The organism is Corynebacterium sp. (genome assembly GCF_030538285.1).
GTDB lineage: Bacteria > Actinomycetota > Actinomycetes > Mycobacteriales > Mycobacteriaceae > Corynebacterium.
Map to the genome: position 1 here is coordinate 21170 of NZ_JAUNUG010000020.1, position 19356 is coordinate 40525.

General features: G+C 66.8%; 18 protein-coding genes. 9 read left to right on the forward strand and 9 right to left on the reverse strand.

The features are described 5' to 3' along the window. Window positions 1-70: 70 nt before the first annotated feature. Genes Q4G50_RS08195 through pcaH form a run of 6 tightly spaced genes read right to left on the reverse strand, consistent with a single transcriptional unit; the run spans window position 71 to window position 5381 of the window. Window positions 71-1375 carry an aromatic acid/H+ symport family MFS transporter gene (locus tag Q4G50_RS08195; protein WP_303377165.1) on the reverse strand — a complete coding sequence of 435 codons (1305 nt, stop codon included), beginning with the start codon at window positions 1373-1375 and terminating at the stop codon, window positions 71-73. Beyond that, entirely contained in the window at window positions 1376-2569 is a 1194-nt protein-coding gene (locus tag Q4G50_RS08200) for a 4-hydroxybenzoate 3-monooxygenase (protein WP_303377166.1), read from the reverse strand. It lies immediately after the preceding gene. Beyond that, window positions 2570-2971 carry a 4-carboxymuconolactone decarboxylase gene (gene pcaC / locus Q4G50_RS08205; protein WP_303377167.1) on the reverse strand — a complete coding sequence of 134 codons (402 nt, stop codon included), beginning with the start codon at window positions 2969-2971 and terminating at the stop codon, window positions 2570-2572. Continuing rightward, window positions 2964-4094 carry a 3-carboxy-cis,cis-muconate cycloisomerase gene (gene pcaB / locus Q4G50_RS08210; protein WP_303377168.1) on the reverse strand — a complete coding sequence of 377 codons (1131 nt, stop codon included), beginning with the start codon at window positions 4092-4094 and terminating at the stop codon, window positions 2964-2966. Before pcaB ends, pcaC begins: the two co-directional genes overlap by 8 nt. Beyond that, complete coding sequence (gene pcaG / locus Q4G50_RS08215; RefSeq protein WP_303377169.1) at window positions 4087-4674, reverse strand: protocatechuate 3,4-dioxygenase subunit alpha; 588 nt, start codon at window positions 4672-4674, stop codon at window positions 4087-4089. Before pcaG ends, pcaB begins: the two co-directional genes overlap by 8 nt. Window positions 4675-4688: 14 nt before the next feature. Then, window positions 4689-5381: a protocatechuate 3,4-dioxygenase subunit beta gene (gene pcaH / locus Q4G50_RS08220; RefSeq protein WP_303377170.1), complete on the reverse strand. Its 693-nt coding sequence runs from the start codon at window positions 5379-5381 to the stop codon at window positions 4689-4691. Between the two features lie 327 nt (window positions 5382-5708). On the opposite strand from pcaH, the gene Q4G50_RS08225 reads away from it, so the two are divergent. Both Q4G50_RS08225 and Q4G50_RS08230 read left to right on the forward strand, forming a co-directional pair. Then, the gene (locus Q4G50_RS08225) at window positions 5709-5990 is read left to right on the forward strand and encodes a hypothetical protein (RefSeq protein ID WP_303377171.1); all 282 of its coding nucleotides are present in this window, start codon (window positions 5709-5711) and stop codon (window positions 5988-5990) included. A 107-nt stretch (window positions 5991-6097) separates the two neighbouring features. Next, window positions 6098-7411, forward strand: a complete 1314-nt coding sequence (locus Q4G50_RS08230) for an MFS transporter (RefSeq protein ID WP_303377172.1) — start codon at window positions 6098-6100, stop codon at window positions 7409-7411. 298 nt (window positions 7412-7709) lie between these two features. Here Q4G50_RS08230 and Q4G50_RS08235 read toward each other — a convergent pair whose 3' ends face one another. The 3 genes from Q4G50_RS08235 to catA all read right to left on the reverse strand — a co-directional run bounded on the left by Q4G50_RS08235 (window position 7710) and on the right by catA (window position 10032). Beyond that, a complete protein-coding gene (locus Q4G50_RS08235; RefSeq protein WP_303377173.1) occupies window positions 7710-7946 on the reverse strand; it encodes a muconolactone Delta-isomerase family protein in 237 nt (78 codons plus the stop codon). A gap of 23 nt (window positions 7947-7969) precedes the next feature. Further along, window positions 7970-9091, reverse strand: a complete 1122-nt coding sequence (locus Q4G50_RS08240) for a muconate/chloromuconate family cycloisomerase (protein WP_303377174.1) — start codon at window positions 9089-9091, stop codon at window positions 7970-7972. Window positions 9092-9162: 71 nt separating this feature from the next. Then, the gene (gene catA, locus Q4G50_RS08245) at window positions 9163-10032 is read right to left on the reverse strand and encodes a catechol 1,2-dioxygenase (RefSeq protein ID WP_303377175.1); all 870 of its coding nucleotides are present in this window, start codon (window positions 10030-10032) and stop codon (window positions 9163-9165) included. A 629-nt stretch (window positions 10033-10661) separates the two neighbouring features. Between catA and benA the strand changes: the two genes are divergently transcribed. The 7 genes from benA to fabG are packed head-to-tail and all read left to right on the forward strand — an operon-like array spanning window position 10662 to window position 19340. Then, window positions 10662-12143 carry a benzoate 1,2-dioxygenase large subunit gene (gene benA, locus Q4G50_RS08250; protein ID WP_303377176.1) on the forward strand — a complete coding sequence of 494 codons (1482 nt, stop codon included), beginning with the start codon at window positions 10662-10664 and terminating at the stop codon, window positions 12141-12143. Window positions 12144-12176: 33 nt separating this feature from the next. Beyond that, window positions 12177-12683, forward strand: a complete 507-nt coding sequence (benB, locus tag Q4G50_RS08255; RefSeq protein WP_303377177.1) for a benzoate 1,2-dioxygenase small subunit — start codon at window positions 12177-12179, stop codon at window positions 12681-12683. Between the two features lie 11 nt (window positions 12684-12694). Then, on the forward strand, window positions 12695-14254 hold the full coding sequence (benC, locus tag Q4G50_RS08260) for a benzoate 1,2-dioxygenase electron transfer component BenC (RefSeq protein ID WP_303377178.1): 1560 nt from the start codon (window positions 12695-12697) through the stop codon (window positions 14252-14254). Then, complete coding sequence (locus Q4G50_RS08265) at window positions 14251-15078, forward strand: 1,6-dihydroxycyclohexa-2,4-diene-1-carboxylate dehydrogenase (RefSeq protein WP_303377179.1); 828 nt, start codon at window positions 14251-14253, stop codon at window positions 15076-15078. The genes benC and Q4G50_RS08265 overlap by 4 nt, the downstream gene beginning before the upstream one ends. Window positions 15079-15118: 40 nt before the next feature. Then, window positions 15119-17773, forward strand: coding sequence for a LuxR family transcriptional regulator (locus Q4G50_RS08270; protein WP_303377180.1), 2655 nt, complete (start codon window positions 15119-15121; stop codon window positions 17771-17773). Next, window positions 17773-18510: a CPBP family intramembrane glutamic endopeptidase gene (locus Q4G50_RS08275; RefSeq protein WP_303377181.1), complete on the forward strand. Its 738-nt coding sequence runs from the start codon at window positions 17773-17775 to the stop codon at window positions 18508-18510. The genes Q4G50_RS08270 and Q4G50_RS08275 overlap by 1 nt, the downstream gene beginning before the upstream one ends. 59 nt (window positions 18511-18569) lie before the next feature. Continuing rightward, complete coding sequence (gene fabG / locus Q4G50_RS08280; RefSeq protein WP_303377182.1) at window positions 18570-19340, forward strand: 3-oxoacyl-ACP reductase FabG; 771 nt, start codon at window positions 18570-18572, stop codon at window positions 19338-19340. The last annotated feature ends 16 nt before the right edge of the window (window positions 19341-19356 follow it).

Consider the following 19356-nt stretch of genomic DNA (forward strand, 5'->3'; position numbering starts at 1 on the left):
GAGTAGTCCGGGGCTTTCGTCCCCGGCCTACTCGACCTATCTATGCCGTGATATACCTGCCGAGATATACCTACCGGCGGTACACGGGGCGAGTCAGCGAGAAGATGATCGCACCGAGCAGGCCGACGGCGGCGTAGGCGAAGAAGCCCCACGGGTGTGCCAGGCCGAGGCTGATGAGCAGGCCACCGAGCATCGGGCCGGAGATCGCACCGAGGCGACCGATGCCGGCGGAGAAGCCCATGGCGGTGGCGCGCATGTTGGACGGGTGGTTCTCACCGACGAAGGCGTAGACGAGATTCTGCGAGGAGAACACGAACACACCGGTGATGAACACGATGACGTACAGCGCGACGAGCGGCAGCTTGATAGCCATGAGCGCGAGGAAGATCGCGGACATGACGAACCACAGCAGGCCGGTCTTGCGCGGCGAGTGGGTATCGGAGACCTTGCCGGCGATGATGAGGCCGACGACGGCACCGACGTTGAGCACCAGCAGGAAACCGAGCGAGTTGCCCAGGTCGTAGTCGGCGGCGCGCATGATCTGCGGCAGCCAGGTGTTGAGTCCATAGACCAGGAGCAGGCCCATGAAGGAGGTCGCCCAGATGGCCAGGGAGTTGCGGCGGTACTTCGGCGCCAGAACAGAGGCCAGGGAGCTGCGCTGTTTGTCGGCCTGGGCGGCCTCAGCGGCGGAGCGGTCGAGCTCGTCGGACAGTTCCATGCCGTAGCGCCCGGCGATCTCCTCGGCCTCGGCGACGCGGCCCTTGGCCAGGAGGTACTGCGGGGATTCCGGCAGCAGGAAGTACATGATCGGTGCCAGGATGAGCCCCGGGACGGCACCGACGATGAACAGGGAGTGCCAGCCGAAGGGTTCGATCATGACGATGGCCAGCAGCGCGGTGAGCACAGCACCGACGTGGTAGCCGGTCATGACGGTGGTGGTGGAGGATCCGGCCTTGGCGCGGCCCCGGAACTCGGTGACCATGGAGATCGCTGTCGGCAGACAACCGCCGAGGCCGACGCCGGCGAGGAAGCGCAGGAGCATGAGCATCCACACCGAGCCCGCGAAGCCCATGCCCAGGGTGAGCAGGGAGAAGGCGAAGACGGAGACGATCATCACCCAGCGGCGGCCGAGTTTGTCGGTCAGTGTGCCGATCGCCAGGGCGCCGATGGTCATGCCGACCAGGCCGGCGGTGACGATCTGGGTGCCCTCGGCGGGGGTGACCTGCCAGGTGGGATCCTCAATCATGGAGGGCAGGACGGCTCCGATGACGACCATGTCGAAGCCGTCGAGAAGCACGGCAATCCACAGCAGGAGCGTGACGGTGAAGGTGGAGCGCACGCCCGCCGACGAGGGGGTCTGAACAGAAGTGCTCATCTATACCTCAAACTTCGGCAGGTCAAGGCCGACGTACTGCTGCGCCAGGTAGGTGCGGCCAGCTTCGGTGGACAACACGGAACGCAGTTCGGCGCGGGAACGCTCGGTCTGGAAGTAGGGCTGCTCAGGAACGGTGTGCAGCATGGAGGACATCCAGTAGGAGAAGTGCTGGGCCTTCCACACGCGCGGGACGGCGAGTGCGGAGTATTGGTCGAGCAGGTCGGTGTTGTTCTTCTTGATGGCGCGCGCCAGGCCCGGGGCCAGGACGGAGACATCGGCGACGGCCAGGTTGAGGCCCTTCGCGCCGGTCGGCGGCACGGTGTGAGCGGCATCGCCGGCGAGGAAGAGGCGTCCGCGCTGCATCGGGTCGGTGACGGCGGAGCGGAAGCGCAGGACGGCCTTGTCGAAGATCTCGCCCTCGGATACGCGCAGGTCATCGGTGGAGACACGCTTGTGCAGCTCAGACCAGATGCGCTCATCCGACCACATGTCGACGGTGTCGTCGGGGTTGCACTGCAGGTAGTAACGCTGGATTTCCGGGGTGCGGGTGGAGATGAGCGCGAAGCCGTGCTCGGAGTTGGCGTAGATGAGCTCCTTCTGGGTCTGCGGAGCGTTAACCAGGATGCCGAACCAGGCGTAGGGGTATTCATGCTTGGAGCGCACGGCACCGGGCAGCTCGGTGATGAGCTTGCGGCGCGGGGAGGCCGAGCCGTCGCCGGCCATGACGTAGTCGGCGGTCAGCGTGTGCTGCTGGCCGTCCTTGGTGGTGTAGGTGACGGTGACCAGGTCATCGTCGTAACCGGTGACGTCGTTGACCTCGGTCTCGAAGTAGATGGTCTGGCCGGCGTCGAGACGCGCGGCGATGAAGTCCTTGAGGTACTCGTGCTGCGGGTAGACGGCCATGTGGTGGCCGGTCAGCCCGGCGAGGTCGATGCGGGTGCGCTCGCCGTCGATGGCCAGCTCAATGGCGTCGTCGATGTCGGCTTCGGCGTCCATGCGCTCGCCGACACCAGTCTCACGCATGAGGTTCATGGTGCCCTGCTCGAGGACGCCGGCGCGGACGGTTTCCTCGACATCCGCGCGGGAACGGGACTCGAAGATGACGGACTCGATGCCGTAGTTGACGTGGAGCAGGTGGGCCAGGGTAAGGCCGGCGGGGCCGGCACCGATGATGGCTACGGGAGTGTGCGACATTTACTTGTTTCCTTCAAGGTCGGTGACGGCGTTCTGCAGGAGCTTGAAGCCGTGGTTGGAGTTGGGGACACCGGCGTAGACGGCGGTGTGGAGCAGGACCTCGCCGATGAGGTCGGAATCCACGCCCGCCCGCAGCGCGGCGCGGATGTGCATGTCGAGCTCGCCGTCATTGCCCACGGCGGTGAGGATGGCGATGGTGAGCAGGCGGCGCTGCGTGTGGTCGAGCGCTTCACGGTTCCAGATATCACCCCAGGCGGTGCGGGTGATGAAGTCCTGGAACTTCTCGGTTACCGGGGTTTGCTTTGCGACGGCCGCGTCCACGTGCGCATCTCCCAGCACCGCGCGGCGGTTGCGCATGCCGGTCTCATGGGCCGCGGTACGGCCCTCTTCGTAGCTAGTCATGGGTGTCCCCTTCCAGGATGAGGTCGGTGATCTCGGCGGCGTGTCCGGTGTGGTGGCCGGTGACACGCTGCGCCATGGTGTCGGTGTGGACGCGCAGCCCGTCGAGGCTGGCGTGAATGCGATTCACGGCCGAGGCGGTCGTGGCGAGCAGCTCGCGGATGGTCTGCCATTCGGCGTGCCAGCTGCCGACGCCGCGCTGCCAGCGGGAGTCGAGGGTGTCGAGCATGCTCGCCGCCAGGCCGGGGGTGCGGCGGGCGTAGCCGTCGCAGGCCACGGCCGCGGCCGGGTTCGCCTTGTGCGGCATCGAGGAGCTGCCGCCCGGGGTGGCTTCGGCCAGTTCCGTGATCTCGGAGGCCGAGTAGGCGATGATGTCCCCGGCGATCTTGCGGACGGCCCCGGCGACCTGCGCGGCGGCCAGGCCGACGCTCACGATGGGCAGGCGGTTGGTGTGCCACACCAGCGGCCGGGAGGCCAGGCCGAGCGAGGCGGCGAGGCGGTCGTGGACATCGATGCCCCGCGGGTGGGTGGCCACCAGGTTGCCGGTGGCGCCGGCGTACTGCACCGGCAGGGCTTCGAGTGCCGCGCCGAGCTGGCGGGCGGATTCGTGGACGGCCTCCCACCAGCCAGCGGCGATGACGCCGAAGGTGGTCGGCAGGGCCTGCTGCCCCAGGGTGCGACCCATGACGGGCGTGTCCCGGTGGGTGGTGGCCAGTTCAGCAAGCAGCTTCTCGACGTCGCCGAGCTGCCCGTCGAGCACCCGTCCAGCGCGACGCAGGCACAGGACCACCGCGGTGTCGATGGCGTCCTGGCTGGTCGCGCCGACGTGGATGCCGGCGGCATCCCCGGCGCGCTTCTTCAACTCCGCGACGATCGGGATCGTCGGGTTGCCACCGGCGGCCGAGGCAGCGGCGATAGCCTCGACGTCAATCTCATAGCTGTCGATGACATCGTTCGCGGTACGGGCTGCTTCGTCGGTGATGTGTCCGGCGGCTGCGGCGGCGTCGGCAAGCATCTTCTCGAACTCGCAGATCGCCGCAAGGAACGCGCGATCCGAGAGGTGAGCGTGAACGGCCGTGTCGCCGGAGGCGACGTCACTGTAGCTGTTGCGGCTGAGATCAGACACGGAAGAAGGGGGTCTCCTTCTCCGGATCCGTGTGCTGCATGACGATGGTCTTCCGGTAACCACCGTCGACGGGCTCGGCGATGAGGAGCTCGCGGCGCGGGGCGTCGACAAGCTCCAGAACCGGGTCGGAGGAGTTGTCGTTCTCCGGGAAGTACAGCCGGGTGTAGAGGCGCTCGAGCATGCCGCGGGCGAAGATGCCGACCTTGAGGTGCGCGGCCTCCTCCTCGGTGGCGCCGGGCCGCAGGGTGGTGAAGGTGACGGAACCGGTCTCATCACACATGCCACGGCCCAGGCCGCGGAAGCCCTCGGCGGTCTCGGTGTTGTAGGTGCCGTCCGGGCGGTTCTGCCAGATCTCGATCATGGCATCGGCCACCGGGGTGCCGTCGCCGTCGACGACGCTGAAGGTGACCTCGATGGTGTCGCCCTCGGTGGCGATGATCTCGGAATCCTCCAGGGTCAGGCCAATGTGGACGTAGGGTCCGACGGTCTGGGAGGGGGTGATGCCGAACTCGGCCCCATCCTGGTCGGTGATGTTGGAGACCTCGTAACGGAACTCGCCGGTCTTGTGAGTGTCAATCATGTCTATATCTCGCTTTACTCGAAGGGGGTGGCGTTGGAGCCGCGGAGGACGATGTCGAACTTGTAGCCCAGGGCGTAGTTCGGGCGGGTCTCGTCGTAGTCGAAGACGGCGATCATGCGCTCGCGGGCACCGGCCGGGACCGAGTTGTAGATCGGATCCTGGAAGAACATCGGGTCGTTCGGGAAGTACATCTGGGTGACCAGGCGCTCAGTGAACTGGCGGCCGTAGAGCGAGAAGTGGATGTGTGCCGGGCGCCACGCGTTGTGGTGATTGCCCCACGGGTACATGCCGGGCATGACGGTGAGGAAGTTGTAGTGACCATTCTCGTCAGTCATGGTGCGGGCGACGCCGTTGAAGTGCGGGTCGAGCGGCGCGGGCCAGGAGTCGTTCTTGTGACGGTAGCGGCCGGCGGCGTTGGCCTGCCAGGCCTCGACGAGGGTGTGCGGGACCGGCTTACCGTCCCAGCCGAGGACGCGGCCGTGGACGAAAATGCGCTGGCCGATGGCCTCGCCGCCGTTGGCCTGGGTCATGTCGTTGTCGATGCCGCCGAGATCGCGGTCACCGAGGACCGGGCCGGAGATCTCTCCGAGACGCTCCGGGACCATGATGAGGTCATTGCTGGGGTTGCGCTTGATGGTGGTGCGGTACTCCGGGAAGTGGAGCGGCGCGAAGAAGCCGTCGGTGGGGGCGTTGAGAGCTGAGCTCATGGGGTGGTCCTCCTGCTGTTCCTGATGAGGTGATAGACACACGGTAGAGACGTGGTTCACACAAAAGCAAGGGGTTCGCATATCGAACTCGAGCTGCCTGAATGAAACGGCGCTGGCCAGCGGGTTTGGGGACATGTCACGAGCCAGGGGTTAGTTAGGGGTGTGCGCCAGGGATTCAGGGACAGCGGCTACGGTGTGGACCTTGCAAGTGTTACCCCCATCACCCCCGCGCCACACATATGACCCGCGACATACCTACGATCGGACACAACCACTCTCCGGAGTGCCCACACAGTTGACTGACATTCTCGCCTTAAAGGAGGCCCCATGATCCGCAAGACCCTCGCCGTCGCCGCCACCACCGCCCTCATCATGGGCGGCACCACCGCCACCGCGAACGCCCAGTCCGCCGCCCCGTACCCGAGCTCGCTCGTCCCGATCGACGCCGGCATCGTCCAGGCTGTCCAGGACTTCACCCAGGCACCGGCCGACCAGGTGCACGCCGCCCTGCAGATCGGCGCCGCCTGGGCCATCTGGTCCATCGGCTCCTCCGTCCTCGGCGGCGGCTCCTCCGTCCTCGGCGCCGGTTCCGCGGCACTGTCCTCCTAAACCCCCCAGACCACTCCCCGCCCACCCGTTCTCTCGGGGCGGGGAGTTTTCACGTGCGCTGAATAAAATACCGGGAATTGTATGCACCTCGCGTAACCTCACCGTCCGTGGATATCCGGCACCTCATCGACACCAGCCGCATGAGCACCTACCAATGGTTCATCATCGGGCTGGCCAGCTTCCTCAACGCCCTCGACGGCTACGACCTCGTCGCCATGGCGTTCACCTCCTCGGCAGTCTCCGAGGAATTCGCCCTCAGCGGCGCACCCCTCGGCTGGCTCCTGTCGGCCGCCCTCATCGGCATCGGCCTTGGCTCACTATTTCTGGCCCCACTGGCCGACCGCTACGGGCGCCGCACCCTCATCCTCGCCGCCCTCGCCATAGACCTCCTCGGCCTGACCATGTCAGCCTTCGCCGACTCCTTCACCGAACTACTCATCTGGCGAGTAGTCACCGGTATCGGCGTCGGCGGCATCCTCGCGTGCGTGACCGTGGTGGTCTCCGAGTTCACCAACCTCCGCTTCCGCGGCCTGGCGATCTCCATCTACTCCGCCGGATACGGCCTCGGCGCCTCCCTCTGTGGAGTGCTCGCCGCCCAGCTCATCCCCGAGCACGGCTGGCGCTCCATCTTCGCCATCGGCGCGGCCCTCACCGCCGCCTCCCTGGTGCTCACCTTCTTCACCCTCCCCGAATCCGTCGACTACCTGCGCGGACGCGGGCAGGAAGACAAGGTGCGCGCCGTCGCACGCCGCATCGGCATCAGGGAAGGGTTTGAGGTGGGTGAGGTGGGCGTCGATAAGCAATCCGCCACCATCGCGGAACTCTTCCGCGGACCCCTGCGCGCCACCACCATCAAACTGTGGATCGCGTTCTCGCTGATCACCGCCGGTTTCCAATTCGCCAACCAATGGACCCCGAAGCTACTCACCGAGTACGGGCTCTCCGCCCAGCAGGGCATCATCGGCGGCATTATGCTGTCGTTCGGCGGCACCCTCGGCTCGCTGCTGTTCGGCTCCCTGACCACGCGTATCGACTCCCGCCGCGTCCTCACCATCTTCACCCTCCTCTCCGCCATCGTGCTCGTCGCCTTCGTCACCGCCGCCACCTGGCCGACCTTGATGTTCGCCCTCGGCGTGGGCGTCGGCATGCTGCTCAACGGCTGCATCACCGGCATGTACACCGTCACCCCGCAGGCCTACCCCGCTCGTCTGCGCACCACCGGCGTCGGCTCCGCCATCGGCATCGCCCGCGGTGGCGCGGTGCTCGCCCCGATCATCGTCGGCTACCTTCTCGACGCCGGCTGGTCCCCCACCGCCCTCTACTCCGCCGCCGCCGTCGTCGTGGGTGTGACGGCATTCGTGCTTGTCGGCGTGCGCGAGTACACCGCGCCCGTGGTGCAGCGGGAGGGCGCGCGGGTCTAGGCGGAGCGCCCGGCGCTCCCACTCTTACAGGGGCTTTGAGTAGTTACCTGTGGTTTGAACCACCGGTAAGTACGCAAAGCCCCTGTAACTTCTGTGACTAGCTCACTCCCCCACGAGCGCGGTGGGATCTGGGAGGCGCGCGGTGGCGAGACGTTCTTTGTGTATCGCTGTCTATTTTGTGTACCGCTGTTTATCCCCCGCCCGCCCGGCGCTCCCACTCTTACAGGGGCCTTGAGTAGTTACCTGTGGTTTGAACCACCGGTAAGTACGCAAAGCCCCTGTAACTTCTGTGACTAGCTCACTCCCCCACGAGCGGCTCCACGCTCACCTGCAGCCACGGGTGCAGCGGGAGGGCTGCCACCAGGGTGTGGGGGTCGGGGGCCTCGATTAGCGCGACCCATGTCAGCCCGCCCGGGACCCGCCACACATCACCCGGCCACTCCGACAGCAGGTCGCGGGTGCGCTGGATGAGGTCGGCGCGGACCTCCGGATCCATGTCGAGGGGGAGGTCGGCGAGAAGTCGGATGAGCCACATGGAGGCCACGATAGCGGGAGGACCTAATCCCGGGTGAAGTGGTTGATCTTGTCCCAGTCGGGCTCCAGGCCCAGGCCCGGGCCCTCGGGGAGCGTAACGACACCGTCGGCGTAGACGAGGTCTTCGGTGGTGTAGGACTCGCGCAGCAGCATCGGGCCGAAGAGCTCCGAGCCGTAGGAGATCGCCTTGGTGGAGCAGGCGAAGTGCAGCGACGCGGCGGTGCCGAAGGGGCCCTCCAGGGAGGTAGCGCCGTGGCAGGCCAGGCCGGCGGCCTCGGCGATCGCGGCGGTCTTCTTCGATTCCAGCAGGCCACCGAGCTTGGTGGTCTTCACGGCGATGACGTCGGCGGCTTCCTCGCGGACGACGGCCAGGGCATCGGCCGGGGAGCACACGGACTCATCGGCCATGACGGGCACGCCGATGCGGCGGGTGATCTCGCGGAGGGTGGCCAGGTCGTGGGCCGGGGTGGGCTGTTCGAAGAGTTCGACGCCGGCGTCGGCAAGCACGGGCAGGTACTTCAGGGAGGTGATGCGGTCCCAGCGGGCGTTGACGTCGATGCGCAGGCCGACCTTGCCGTCGAGCTCGCGGGCCAGCTCGGCGATGCGCGCGGTGTCCACAGCCGGGTCACCCGAGCCCATCTTGAGCTTGAAGGAGGTGTGGCCGTGGGAGGCGATGCGTTCCTCGATCTCATTGACGGCCTCCTCCAGCGGCAGGACGCCGAGTGCCCAGGTGACCTCGATGTCGTCGCGGACGCGGCCGCCGAGGAGGTCGCGGACGGGGATGCCCAGGGCGCGGGCCCAGGCGTCGTGCATGGCGATGTCGCAGGCGGCCTTGGCGAAGCGCATGTTGGCCACCGAGCGCTCGAAGTCGGCCATGATGCCGGCAAGGTCGCTGACGGGGCGGCCGACCATGATGGGGGCGAGGTTGCCGTCGATGATGACCTTCATGGTCTCGGCGTTCTCGCCTCCCCACCAGGCGCCACCGGGGACGACACCTTCACCGAAGCCGGTGACCCCACCCTCGAGGACGACGGAGACGAGCAGGATCGGCTGGGCGGTGGCGGTGTAGGTGGCGAAGCCGTGGGGGCGGAAGAGGGGGACGTCGAGAAGCCGGGTCTCAACTTTGGCGATAGTCAGATCAGACAAGGGGGTTACTCCTTATATACGGGGAAAGGCCCCACGCCCGTGACGGGAGTGGGGCCGGTTCAAGGAAAAGTCTAGTCTTCCTTGTCCAGGGCGAAGTTGTAGGTGACTTCCTGGGTGCCCTCAGCGTTCGGCTGCGGGTTGAGCATGAGCTCCGGCTTCACAGCGGTGGCGACGTCGTTGTCGACCCACTCGCCGCCCTCGAAGTAGAGCTGGGTGGTGATCTCGCGGTAGCCCGGGTGCTTGACCATCAGGTGCAGGTGGGCCGGGCGCCACGGGTGTCCACCGTAAGATTCGATGAACCAGCCGGTCGGGCCGTCAGCCGGGATCTGGTACGGAGCCGGGAACAGGGTGGTGATCTCGAACTCGCCGTTCTCGTTGGTGCGGATGGTGCCGCGCAGGTTCCACTCCGGGATGCCCGGTGCGAACTGTGCGTACAGGCCCTCCTCGTCGGCGTGCCACAGCTCGACGGTGGCGCCGCCCAGGCCGTTGCCCTCAACGTCGGTGACCTGGCCCTTGAAGATCAGGGACTCAGCTGCCTTGTCCTGCTCGCGCATCGGCATCTCGGCCTGCCAGGGCAGCTCCGGGGAGTTCGGCACGTAGTAGGGGCCCTCGATGGAGCCCTTGGTGCCGGTGTAGTCGTTGCGGTTGTAGTTGATCTCCTCGATCTCGTGCTCGACGAAGACGTCCAGCCACAGCGGCCACTCGCCGTACTCGCCGACCTGGATCATCCAGTTCTTCAGGACGCGGTACTCGTCGTAGGTGACCTGGTGCTTGTGGGCGACCTCGGCGATGGCGGCGAGCAGATCGGTGTAGATCGCGTTGGCGCGCTCCTTGGAGGTGTCGGACTTGACGGACTCGCCCTTGAACTTGTCAGTGGCGGCGTTGCCGGAACCCTTGGCGGTGGGGTCACCCTCGTGGGTGGAGAGGTTCTCGAAGGACATGGAGACTCCTAGTGTGTGGTGGTTCTGGAAAAGCTGAAGAGGTAGGGCCCAGGGCGGTTCGGGTGAACTGCTCGCTGGAGTGACATCACTGTGTCCCACCTCACCAGGTCGGCGCAAGGCCTTTTTGTGACACCGAAAAACAATGCTTATCGACGCCCCGCCCCCTCCCCCGCGTTCCCGCAGGTCAACCTAGGTTTCGCGGTGATGCTTCAACAAAATCGCCCACACCACCCTGGCGCAAGCCTAGGCAACCCCCTAAGGGCCACAAGAGGCGTTGGGGGTAATTTTTGAACACACTCCACCCCCGGCCACGTCGAAAAGCACTTCGCAACACCCGGCCAACGCCTCCCCAACCATCCCGAAAGCGCAGTTGGGGCCGCATTTATCCGGAAAACGCAGTGGAACGATTGACCCCGCCGGATACCCCCGGTCGCAGATTTCACAACCCCGGACGCCTCGGGAGACCCTCAGGAACATTACCGCAGGCTGTGGGCACTAAACGAACACGTTTTCATTGTTACGAACGTCAACCCCCTAACTCCCCCTAGGCGTTCCCCCGATGTGGCCCGTCCCACACGTGGCAGATGATGGGCGGCGTCACACATTCGAGCTTGATCGGAGACCCCATCATGACCACCACCACCCGCGAGATCCTCTCCCGCGCACTGGAAAACCGCCCCGAAGAGGGCATCGTCCGCGTCAACCGCGAGATCTTCACCGACCAGGAGATCTTCGACCTCGAGATGAAGTACATCTTCGAGGGCAACTGGATCTTCCTCGCCCACGAGTCCCAGATCCCCAACGTCGGCGACTACTTCACCACCAACATCGGCCGCCAGCCCGTCGTCATCACCCGCGGCAAGGACGGCGAGCTCAACTGCCTCATCAACGCCTGCTCCCACCGCGGCGCGATGCTGTGCCGCAAGAAGGTCGACAATCGCACCACCCTGACCTGCCCCTTCCACGGCTGGACCTTCTCCAACGACGGCACCCTGCTCAAGGTCAAGGATGAAAAGGACGGCGGCTACCCGGAGCAGTTCAACACCGACGGCTCCCACAACCTGCGGCGCGTGCCCAAGTTCGAGTCCTACCGCGGCTTCCTCTTCGGCTCCCTCAACGACGACGTCGTCCCGCTCGAGGAGCACCTGGGCGATGCCCGCGTCATCCTCGACATGCTCGTCGACCAGTCCCCCGAGGGCCTCGAGGTGCTCAAGGGCACCTCCACCTACACCTTCGACGGCAACTGGAAGCTCCAGGCCGAGAACGGCGCCGACGGCTACCACGTCTCCTCCACCCACTGGAACTACGCGGCCACCACCTCCCGCCGCAACACCGGTGAGTCCAAGAACGAGACCAAGGCCATGGACGCCGGCAAGTGGGGCGAGCAGGGCGGCGGCTACTTCTCCTTCCCCAACGGCCACCTCGTCCTGTGGTCTGACTGGGCCAACCCGGAGGACCGCCCCATGTACGACCGCCTCGATGAGCTCAAGGAGCTGCACGGCGAGGCCCGCGGCAACTTCATGGTCGGCGCCTCCCGCAACCTGTGCCTGTACCCGAACGTCTACATCATGGACCAGTTCTCCACCCAGATCCGCCGCCTCGAGCCGATCTCCGTGGACCAGACCGAGGTCTCCATCTGGTGCATCGCCCCCAAGGGCGAGTCCGACAAGTCCCGCGCGGCCCGCATCCGCCAGTACGAGGACTTCTTCAACGCCACCGGCATGGCCACCCCGGATGACCTGGAGGAGTTCCGCTCCTGCCAGAAGACCTACCAGGCCTCCTCCTTCCCGTGGAACGACATGACCCGTGGTCTGCACCAGCAGGTGGAGGGCCTCAACGAGAAGGCCGAGGAGCTGGGCCTGACCTCCGTGCTCTCCTCCGGTGCCAAGACCGAGGACGAGGGCCTCTACCCCATCCAGCACGCCTACTGGGAGAACGTCATGGAGGCCGCTGTCGAGGCCGAGGAGACGAACGCCGACTCCAAGCACGTCATCGACGACCGCGCCTCCGCGCAGGCGACCGCCGAGTTCGCCAAGGCCCGCGCCGCCGCCCGCCTGGCCTCCAAGGGCGATGCTCCTGCTGCTCGCCGTCGTCGCCGCACCCGCGCCTAACCCCACCCCCCACCACCTGAGAAGGAGCACATCATGACCACCGCCATCGCCGAGATCACCCGCACCGAGATCGAAGATTTCATCTTCTACGAGAACCGCCTGCTCGACGACCGCAAGTTCGAGGAGTGGCTCGAGCTCTACCGCGAGGACGCCGAGTACTGGATGCCGGCCTGGGATGTCGACGACACCCTCACCACCGACCCGCAGCGCGAGATCTCCCTGATCTATTACCCGAACCGCGGCGGCCTCGAGGACCGCGTGTTCCGTATCCGCACCGAGCGTTCCTCCGCCACCTCCATCCCGGAGCCGCGCACCGGCCACTACGCCTCCAACGTGGAGATCCTCGAGCGTCGCGAAGGTGAGGTGGATGTCCGTTACAACTGGATCTCTTACTACTTCCGCTACAACACCACCGACCACTACTTCGGCACCACCTGGCTGACCCTGGATGTCACCGGGGAGACCCCGAAGATCGCCAAGAAGAAGATCGTCCTGAAGAACGACTTCATCCACCACGTCGTCGACATCTACCAGGTCTAAGGAAGCTGACCATGACCCACCAGATTGCCCTGGCCTTCGAGGACGGCATCACCCGTTTCATCGAATGCGAGGAAGACCAGACCGTTGCGGACGCCGCATACCAGGCCCGCATCAACATCCCGTTCGACTGCCGTGACGGCGCCTGCGGCACCTGCAAGTCCTTCTGCGAGTCCGGCGACTACGACGAGGGCGAGTACATCGAGGACGCCCTGAGCGAGGACGAGGCCGCCGAGGGCTACATCCTCACGTGCCAGACCAAGCCTTTCACCGACATGGTCGTGCAGATCGCCACCACCTCCGTGCTGGCCAAGACCGGCGCCTCCACCCTCGTGGGCACCATCACCGAGCTGGAGCGCCTGTCCGAGTCGACCGTGAAGTTCGCCGTGCAGATCGAGGACCGCAAGTCCCTGAACTACCTGCCCGGCCAGTACATGAACATCTCGCCGCCGAACTCGGATTTCCACCGCTCCTACTCGTTCTCCTCCGGCCCCTCCGAGGACATCGTCACCTTCCTGGTCAAGCTCACCCGCGGTGGGCTCATGTCCGAATACCTCACGGATACCGCGAAGGTCGGCGACCGCCTCAACCTCACCGGCCCGATGGGCTCGTTCTTCCTGCGCGAGCCGGTCAACCCGATCCTGCTGCTGGCCGGCGGCACCGGCCTGGCCCCGATTATGTCGATCCTGGAGAAGTTGGCTGAGGACGAGCTTCTCGACGTCCCCGTCCGCCTCATCTACGGCGCCACCTTCGACCACGACATCGTGGAGCTGGAGAAGATCGAGTCCTTCAAGGATCGTCTGCCGGACTTCGACTACTTCACCGTGGTCTCCGACCCGGAGTCCGACAACGAGCGCAAGGGCTATGTCACCCAGCACATGACCGAGGAGCACCTGCACGACGGTGAGGCCGACGTCTACCTCTGCGGCCCGCCGCCGATGGTCGAGGCCGTGCGCACCTTCCTCAATGACCAGGAGAACCCGCCGCAGAACTTCTACTACGAGAAGTTCTCCTCGGCGGCCGGCACCACCGGTGACTCCACTGTCACCGCCGATGTGGCCACCACGGACACCTCCGCGTCGGTCACCATTTCCGCCCCGGGTGTGGAGACCGGCCAGGTCCACCGCCTGGACGACGACGCCCGCTCCATCTTCGACGCCCGCATGGCGCTCGAGCTCGGTGTGGTCACGCTCGTCGCCGACATCCTCGACGAGGAGGACTTCACCGCCTTCCGCGAGCTGGCGGAGAAGGCCAACTCCTACATCGACGGCGAGAAGCTCACCGACGTTGCCGGCTACGTGGAGGCGAACAACGCCTACCACGAGTTCCTCTTCCAGCGCTCGGGCAACGACGCCATGCTCCAGGCCTACCGCACCCTCGACGTGCCGAAGGTCATGGGCCGCGAGCTGGAGGACGCCGGCTTCATGCACGCCGACATCGCCGACGAGCACGTGCAGATCATCGACGCCCTCGAGGCGAAGGATCTGGGCCGCGTCCGCGAGCTGCTGCGCGCCCACAACGATCACGCCGTCCACACCATGGACCAGGCCGTGGCCGCGAAGGCTAGCGTATGATGCCCGAAGGTGAGGGGATCACCGGTCCCCCGGCACTGATCACCGCCGAGCGCTTCGCCGGCCAGAACGTTCTGGTCACGGGTGCTGCGCAAGGCATCGGCCAGGCTGTCGCCCACCGCATCGCCTACGAGGGTGGCTCCCTCTTCCTCGTCGACCGCTCCGAACTCGTCCACGAGGTCGCGGCGGACCTGGCGAAGGAGACCGGGGCAACCGTCGGGTCCGCGACAGCGGACCTGGAAACCTGGCAGGGCGCTGCGGACATGGTGGAGGCGGGCGTCGATAAGCTCGGGAGCCTCGACGTCGTCATCAACAACGTCGGCGGCACCATCTGGGCCAAGCCCTACGAGCACTACGCTCCGGAGGAGATCGAGGCCGAGATCCGCCGCTCGCTGTTCACCACCTTGTGGTCGGTGCGCGCGGAACTGCCCGCCCTTATCGACGCCGGCGGCGGCACCATCGTCAACGTCTCCTCCGTGGCCACCCGCGGCGTCAACCGCGTGCCCTATGCGGCAGCGAAGGGCGGGGTCAACGCCCTGGTCTCCGCGTTGGCGCTGGAGGCGGCGGAGAAGAACGTCCGCGTCGTCGCCACCGCCCCCGGCGGCACCCTCGCCCCGGCCCGCAAGGTCCAGCGCGGACCGGGTCCGGAAGGTGAGCAGGCGAAGGAGTGGTACCAGCAGATCGTCGACCAGACGATCGAGTCCTCCCTGTTCAAACGCTACGGCACCCTGGCCGAGCAGGCCGCGCCGATCGTGTTCCTGGCTTCGCGTGAAGCCAGCTACATCACCGGCACCGTCCTGCCCGTCGCCGGTGGCGACCAGGGATAAAACAGGGTTCGCCCGCACCAGCACGACTAAAGTAGGAACAATGTACTCGTCGCACACTCTCGGTCCGCAGCACGCGTCCGACAAGATCATGCGCTCCGTCGTCGACGAAGCCACCGATCTGGAGGCAGGCGGCGGCGTACTGTTCCTCATCACCGGGCCGGTCGGCTCAGGTAAGTCCTCGCTGGTGCGGGACATCGCCCGCTCCCTGCCGGGCTGGTCCGGCATCCGGGTATCCGCGCTGTCGTGGCACGCCCACGACGAGGGTGCGCTGCTCGGGCACATCCTCGACCGCGCGGACTTCCCCGATCTTTTCGCACTCGTCGACCGGGAGGGGGCCCGCACCGCGATCATCGTCGACGACGCCCACTGGGCCGATGTCACCTCCCTGCGCGCGCTCATCGAGGCCACCCGACGCCTCCAGCACGGCCGGCTCGCGGTCATCATGACCACCGCCGACACCGATGACGCCGACGATGACTTACCCATGTCGCGCCTCCGGGACATGGCTGACCATGCCATCACCCTCGCCCCCCTCGACGTGGAGGATGTCGCCGCGCTGGCCCTGTCCAGCATCGGCGCCCACCTTTCCCCCCTGGCCGCCGCTGAGCTGCGCGACCTTACGGGCGGCCGCCCGGGGCGCATCCAGGAAGTCCTGCACGCCGCGCCCGCCGACCACTGGCGGCTGTCCAACCCGCAGATCCCCATCCCGAAACCCTGGCGCGCCGCCCTGCAACGCCGCACCCGCGGCCTGGCCGTCGACGCGGTGCTCGCAGCCGTCGCCGTCCTGCCCGGCACCGGCACGGGCTCCCCCGACCTCATCCGCTTCCTCGCCGATGACCTCGACGGCTCGCTTCTCGACGCCGCCGTCAACGCCGGAATCCTCGAACTTCTCCCCAACGCCGACGCCCCCGTCCTCCGCTTCACCCACCCCACCGACCGGGCCGTCATCCGTTCCACCACCGGGCCTTCCCAGCTCACCCGCCTGCACCGCCGGGCCGCCCAGTACCACCGGGCCCAGAACAATATCGACGCCGCCCTGATCCACGAGGCCCTGGGCACCGAAGGCACCGACGACGCCACCGCCCGCCAACTGGCCGACCGCGGCGAACAACTCGGCGCCGCCGGCCAGTGGCTCGACGCCGCCGACGCCTTCGCCCTGGCCTCCAAGGTGGCCTCCCACCCCGATGTCTCCCACGACCAGCACCTCAACTCCATCGAGGCGCTCATCGCCGCGGCCGACATCCCCCGCGCCCGCCTCCACGCCGGAGCCCTGTCCCGCGTGGTCCGCGACGTCAAAGTCGACTCCATGCGCAGCTACCTCGCACTCCACGAAGGCCGCCGCTCCGAAGCCGTCACCCTCATCGACCGCGCCTGGGACACCCTCGAGGAAACCCGCTCCACCGACGCCGCCATGCGCACCCGCGTCGCCTCCCGCAAGGTACTCATACACCTGGCCAACTGGGAACCCGAGAAGGTCGTCCACTGGGCCAGCATCACCGACGACTGGGCCCCCGAAACCTCCCCGACGCGCATCGAGGCCAGCTACATCTCCATGATCGGCCGCTCCGCGCTGACCCGCTCCATCCCACCGGATGTGCCCCTGCCCGGCGAGACCCCCACCCTCGCGCAGCGCCGCAACATGGCCGCCGGCTGGATCCACCTCGTCCACGATGACCCCGTCGCCGCCCGCCGCTACCTGCAGTTCAACCCCGGTAACGAAGGCTCCGAACGCATCTCCCTGTGGATGGACGGCTGGCTCGCCCGCACATTGTTCATCCTCGGCGAATACCGCGAAGCCGAGCGCACCGTCGAACGCGGCCTGGCCCGCGCCGAACGCTTCGGCATCCGCTTCCTCGAACCCCTCTTGTTGTGGACCGGCGCGCAGATCGCCTCCTACCGCGGCGACCGCGAACTCACCCGCTCCTACCTCAACCGCCTGACCTTCAGCCACGACGCCTTCGTCATCCAGCGCATCCCCTCCGCCATGTGCCGCCTGCTCGTCGGCGGCATCGACGGCGACACCTCCGGAGTGGAGCGCGCCGGTGAAACCCTGGTCAACATCTCCAAGGAGACTGACAGCTCCCAGCCCGGCTTCTGGCCCTGGGAGGACGTCTACGCCCAGCACCTCGTCCTCGCCGGGCGCATCGAAGAAGCCGACGTGATCACCTCCGTCGCCGAGGAACGCGCCGCCGAATCCGGCATTGGGTCACTGCACGCCAAACTCGCCGTCCCGCGCGCCGGCATCCTCATGCAGCGCGGCGACATCGAGGGCGGTATCCGCCGCTTCGAGGAGGCCATCGAACTCATTGAGACCCTCGCCATGCCCACCTACCAGGCCCGCATCCTCTACGAATACGGGCGGGTGCTGCGGCGTCTGGGGCGGCGTCGACAAGCGGACGAGGCGTTCGCCCGGGCCGGGGACGTCTTCGCTGCCATGGGTGCAACCGAATTCGTCAACCGCTGCAACCGCGAACGCCGCGCCGGCGGCCTGGGTACCCGCACCACCGGCGCCGGCGGGTTGACCCCGCAGGAGCAGGAGATCGCCAAACTCGTCGCCGAGGGAGCCACCAACCGTGAGGTGGCGCGCGAGCTCTTCCTGTCCTCGAAGACCGTCGAGTACCACCTCACGCGCGTGTACCGGAAGCTCGGCGTGCGCACCCGCAACGAGCTGCCGCGGGTGTTGGACGAGTTGTAGTGAACGAGCTCGTCTCCTTCTCCCTGGGCATCGCGCCCGGGATGGCGCTCATCGTCCTGGCATATCTGTTGGTCCGCGCGGTGCGTGAACCGCTGTTGCGCATCGGCATTCTCATCCTCGGTTTCATCCTGCTGCGCGACGCGATGACCCCCGCCGGGCTGTGGTCCTTCGGGCTTGTCGACGGCATCGTCCCCTGGCTGCGGATGACCGACAACATCGTCGTCCTCCTCGGCTTCGGGCTCGGCAGTCTGGGCATCGTCGCGCTCACGCTTCTCGACGCCCCCTTACGCACCCTCCTCCCTCACGGCCGCCCGCCCCTTGTGGCCTTGCCGTGGGGCATGATCGGCGGCGTCGTCGCCGCCGCCCCCGTCCTCGCCTTGTCGACGGGTACCCCGCTTTCCGAACGCGGTGGCGAGGTCGCGCTGAGCGTCCTGCCCTTCCTGTTGTTCATGTGCCTGGCAGGCAACCTCGGTGAGGAGTTCTTCTTCCGCGGCTACCTGCAGGGGCGATTGATGCAACTGACCTCCGGCCTACGGGCCGCACTCATATCGGCGGTTCTGTTCGCCGTCTGCCACTCCTTCCTCGCCCTCAACCTCACCGACGTCGGCTGGCCCCTGCTGGCCTTCACCTTGTGGGAGGGGTTGATCTGCGCTCTGCTGCGCTGGCGCGTCGGGCTCAGCGCCGCCGTCCTGGCCCACGGGTTGGCCATCTTCCTGCTCTCCGCCGGGCTCCTCTGACACCACATCGGTACCGTGGAAAGCGACCCTCTCCCCCACCCATAAGGAGTCGTTTCCCCATGTTCGATCTGCACAACCAGACCGCCATCGTCACCGGAGGTGCCGCCGGAATCGGGCGCGGCATTGTCGAATCACTCCGCGAGGCCGGAGCCACCGTCATCATCGCCGACCTTGACCTCGCCGCCGCGGAGAAGTCCGCCTCCGAGACCGGGTCGCATGCCCGCGAACTCGACGTCACCGACCGTGAGCAGGTGCGCGCCGTGTTCGAGGACGTCGCCGAGGAGTTCGGCGGCATCCAGATCCTGTGCTCCAACGCCGGCGTCTTCCCGCAGGCCACCCTCGATGAGCTCGACGACGCCAAGTGGCAGCACATGTTCGACATCAACACCCGCGGCACCTTCGTCGTCGTGCAGGAGGTCCTGCCCTACATGCGTAAGGAACGCTACGGGCGCATCGTCATCACCACCTCCATCACCGGCTCCCACACCGGCTACCCAGGATGGTCCCACTACGGCGCCTCCAAGGCCGCCCAGCAGGGCTTCATGCGCGGAGCAGCCCTGGAGATCGCCCGCGACGGCATCACCATCAACGGCGTCCTGCCGGGCAACATCCTCACCGAAGGACTCAAGGCCCAGGGCGAGGAGTACCTCGCGCAGATGGCCCGCGGCATCCCCGCCCTGCGCCTGGGCAACCCCCGCGACATCGGCAACGCCGCCACCTTCCTGGCCACCCGCGAGGCTGGCTACATCACCGGCCAGACCCTGGTGATCGATGGCGGCCAGATCCTGCCTGAATCCCCCGAGGCAATCCTCCCGCCGCACGAGGACTGATGTCGATGCGCCCAAA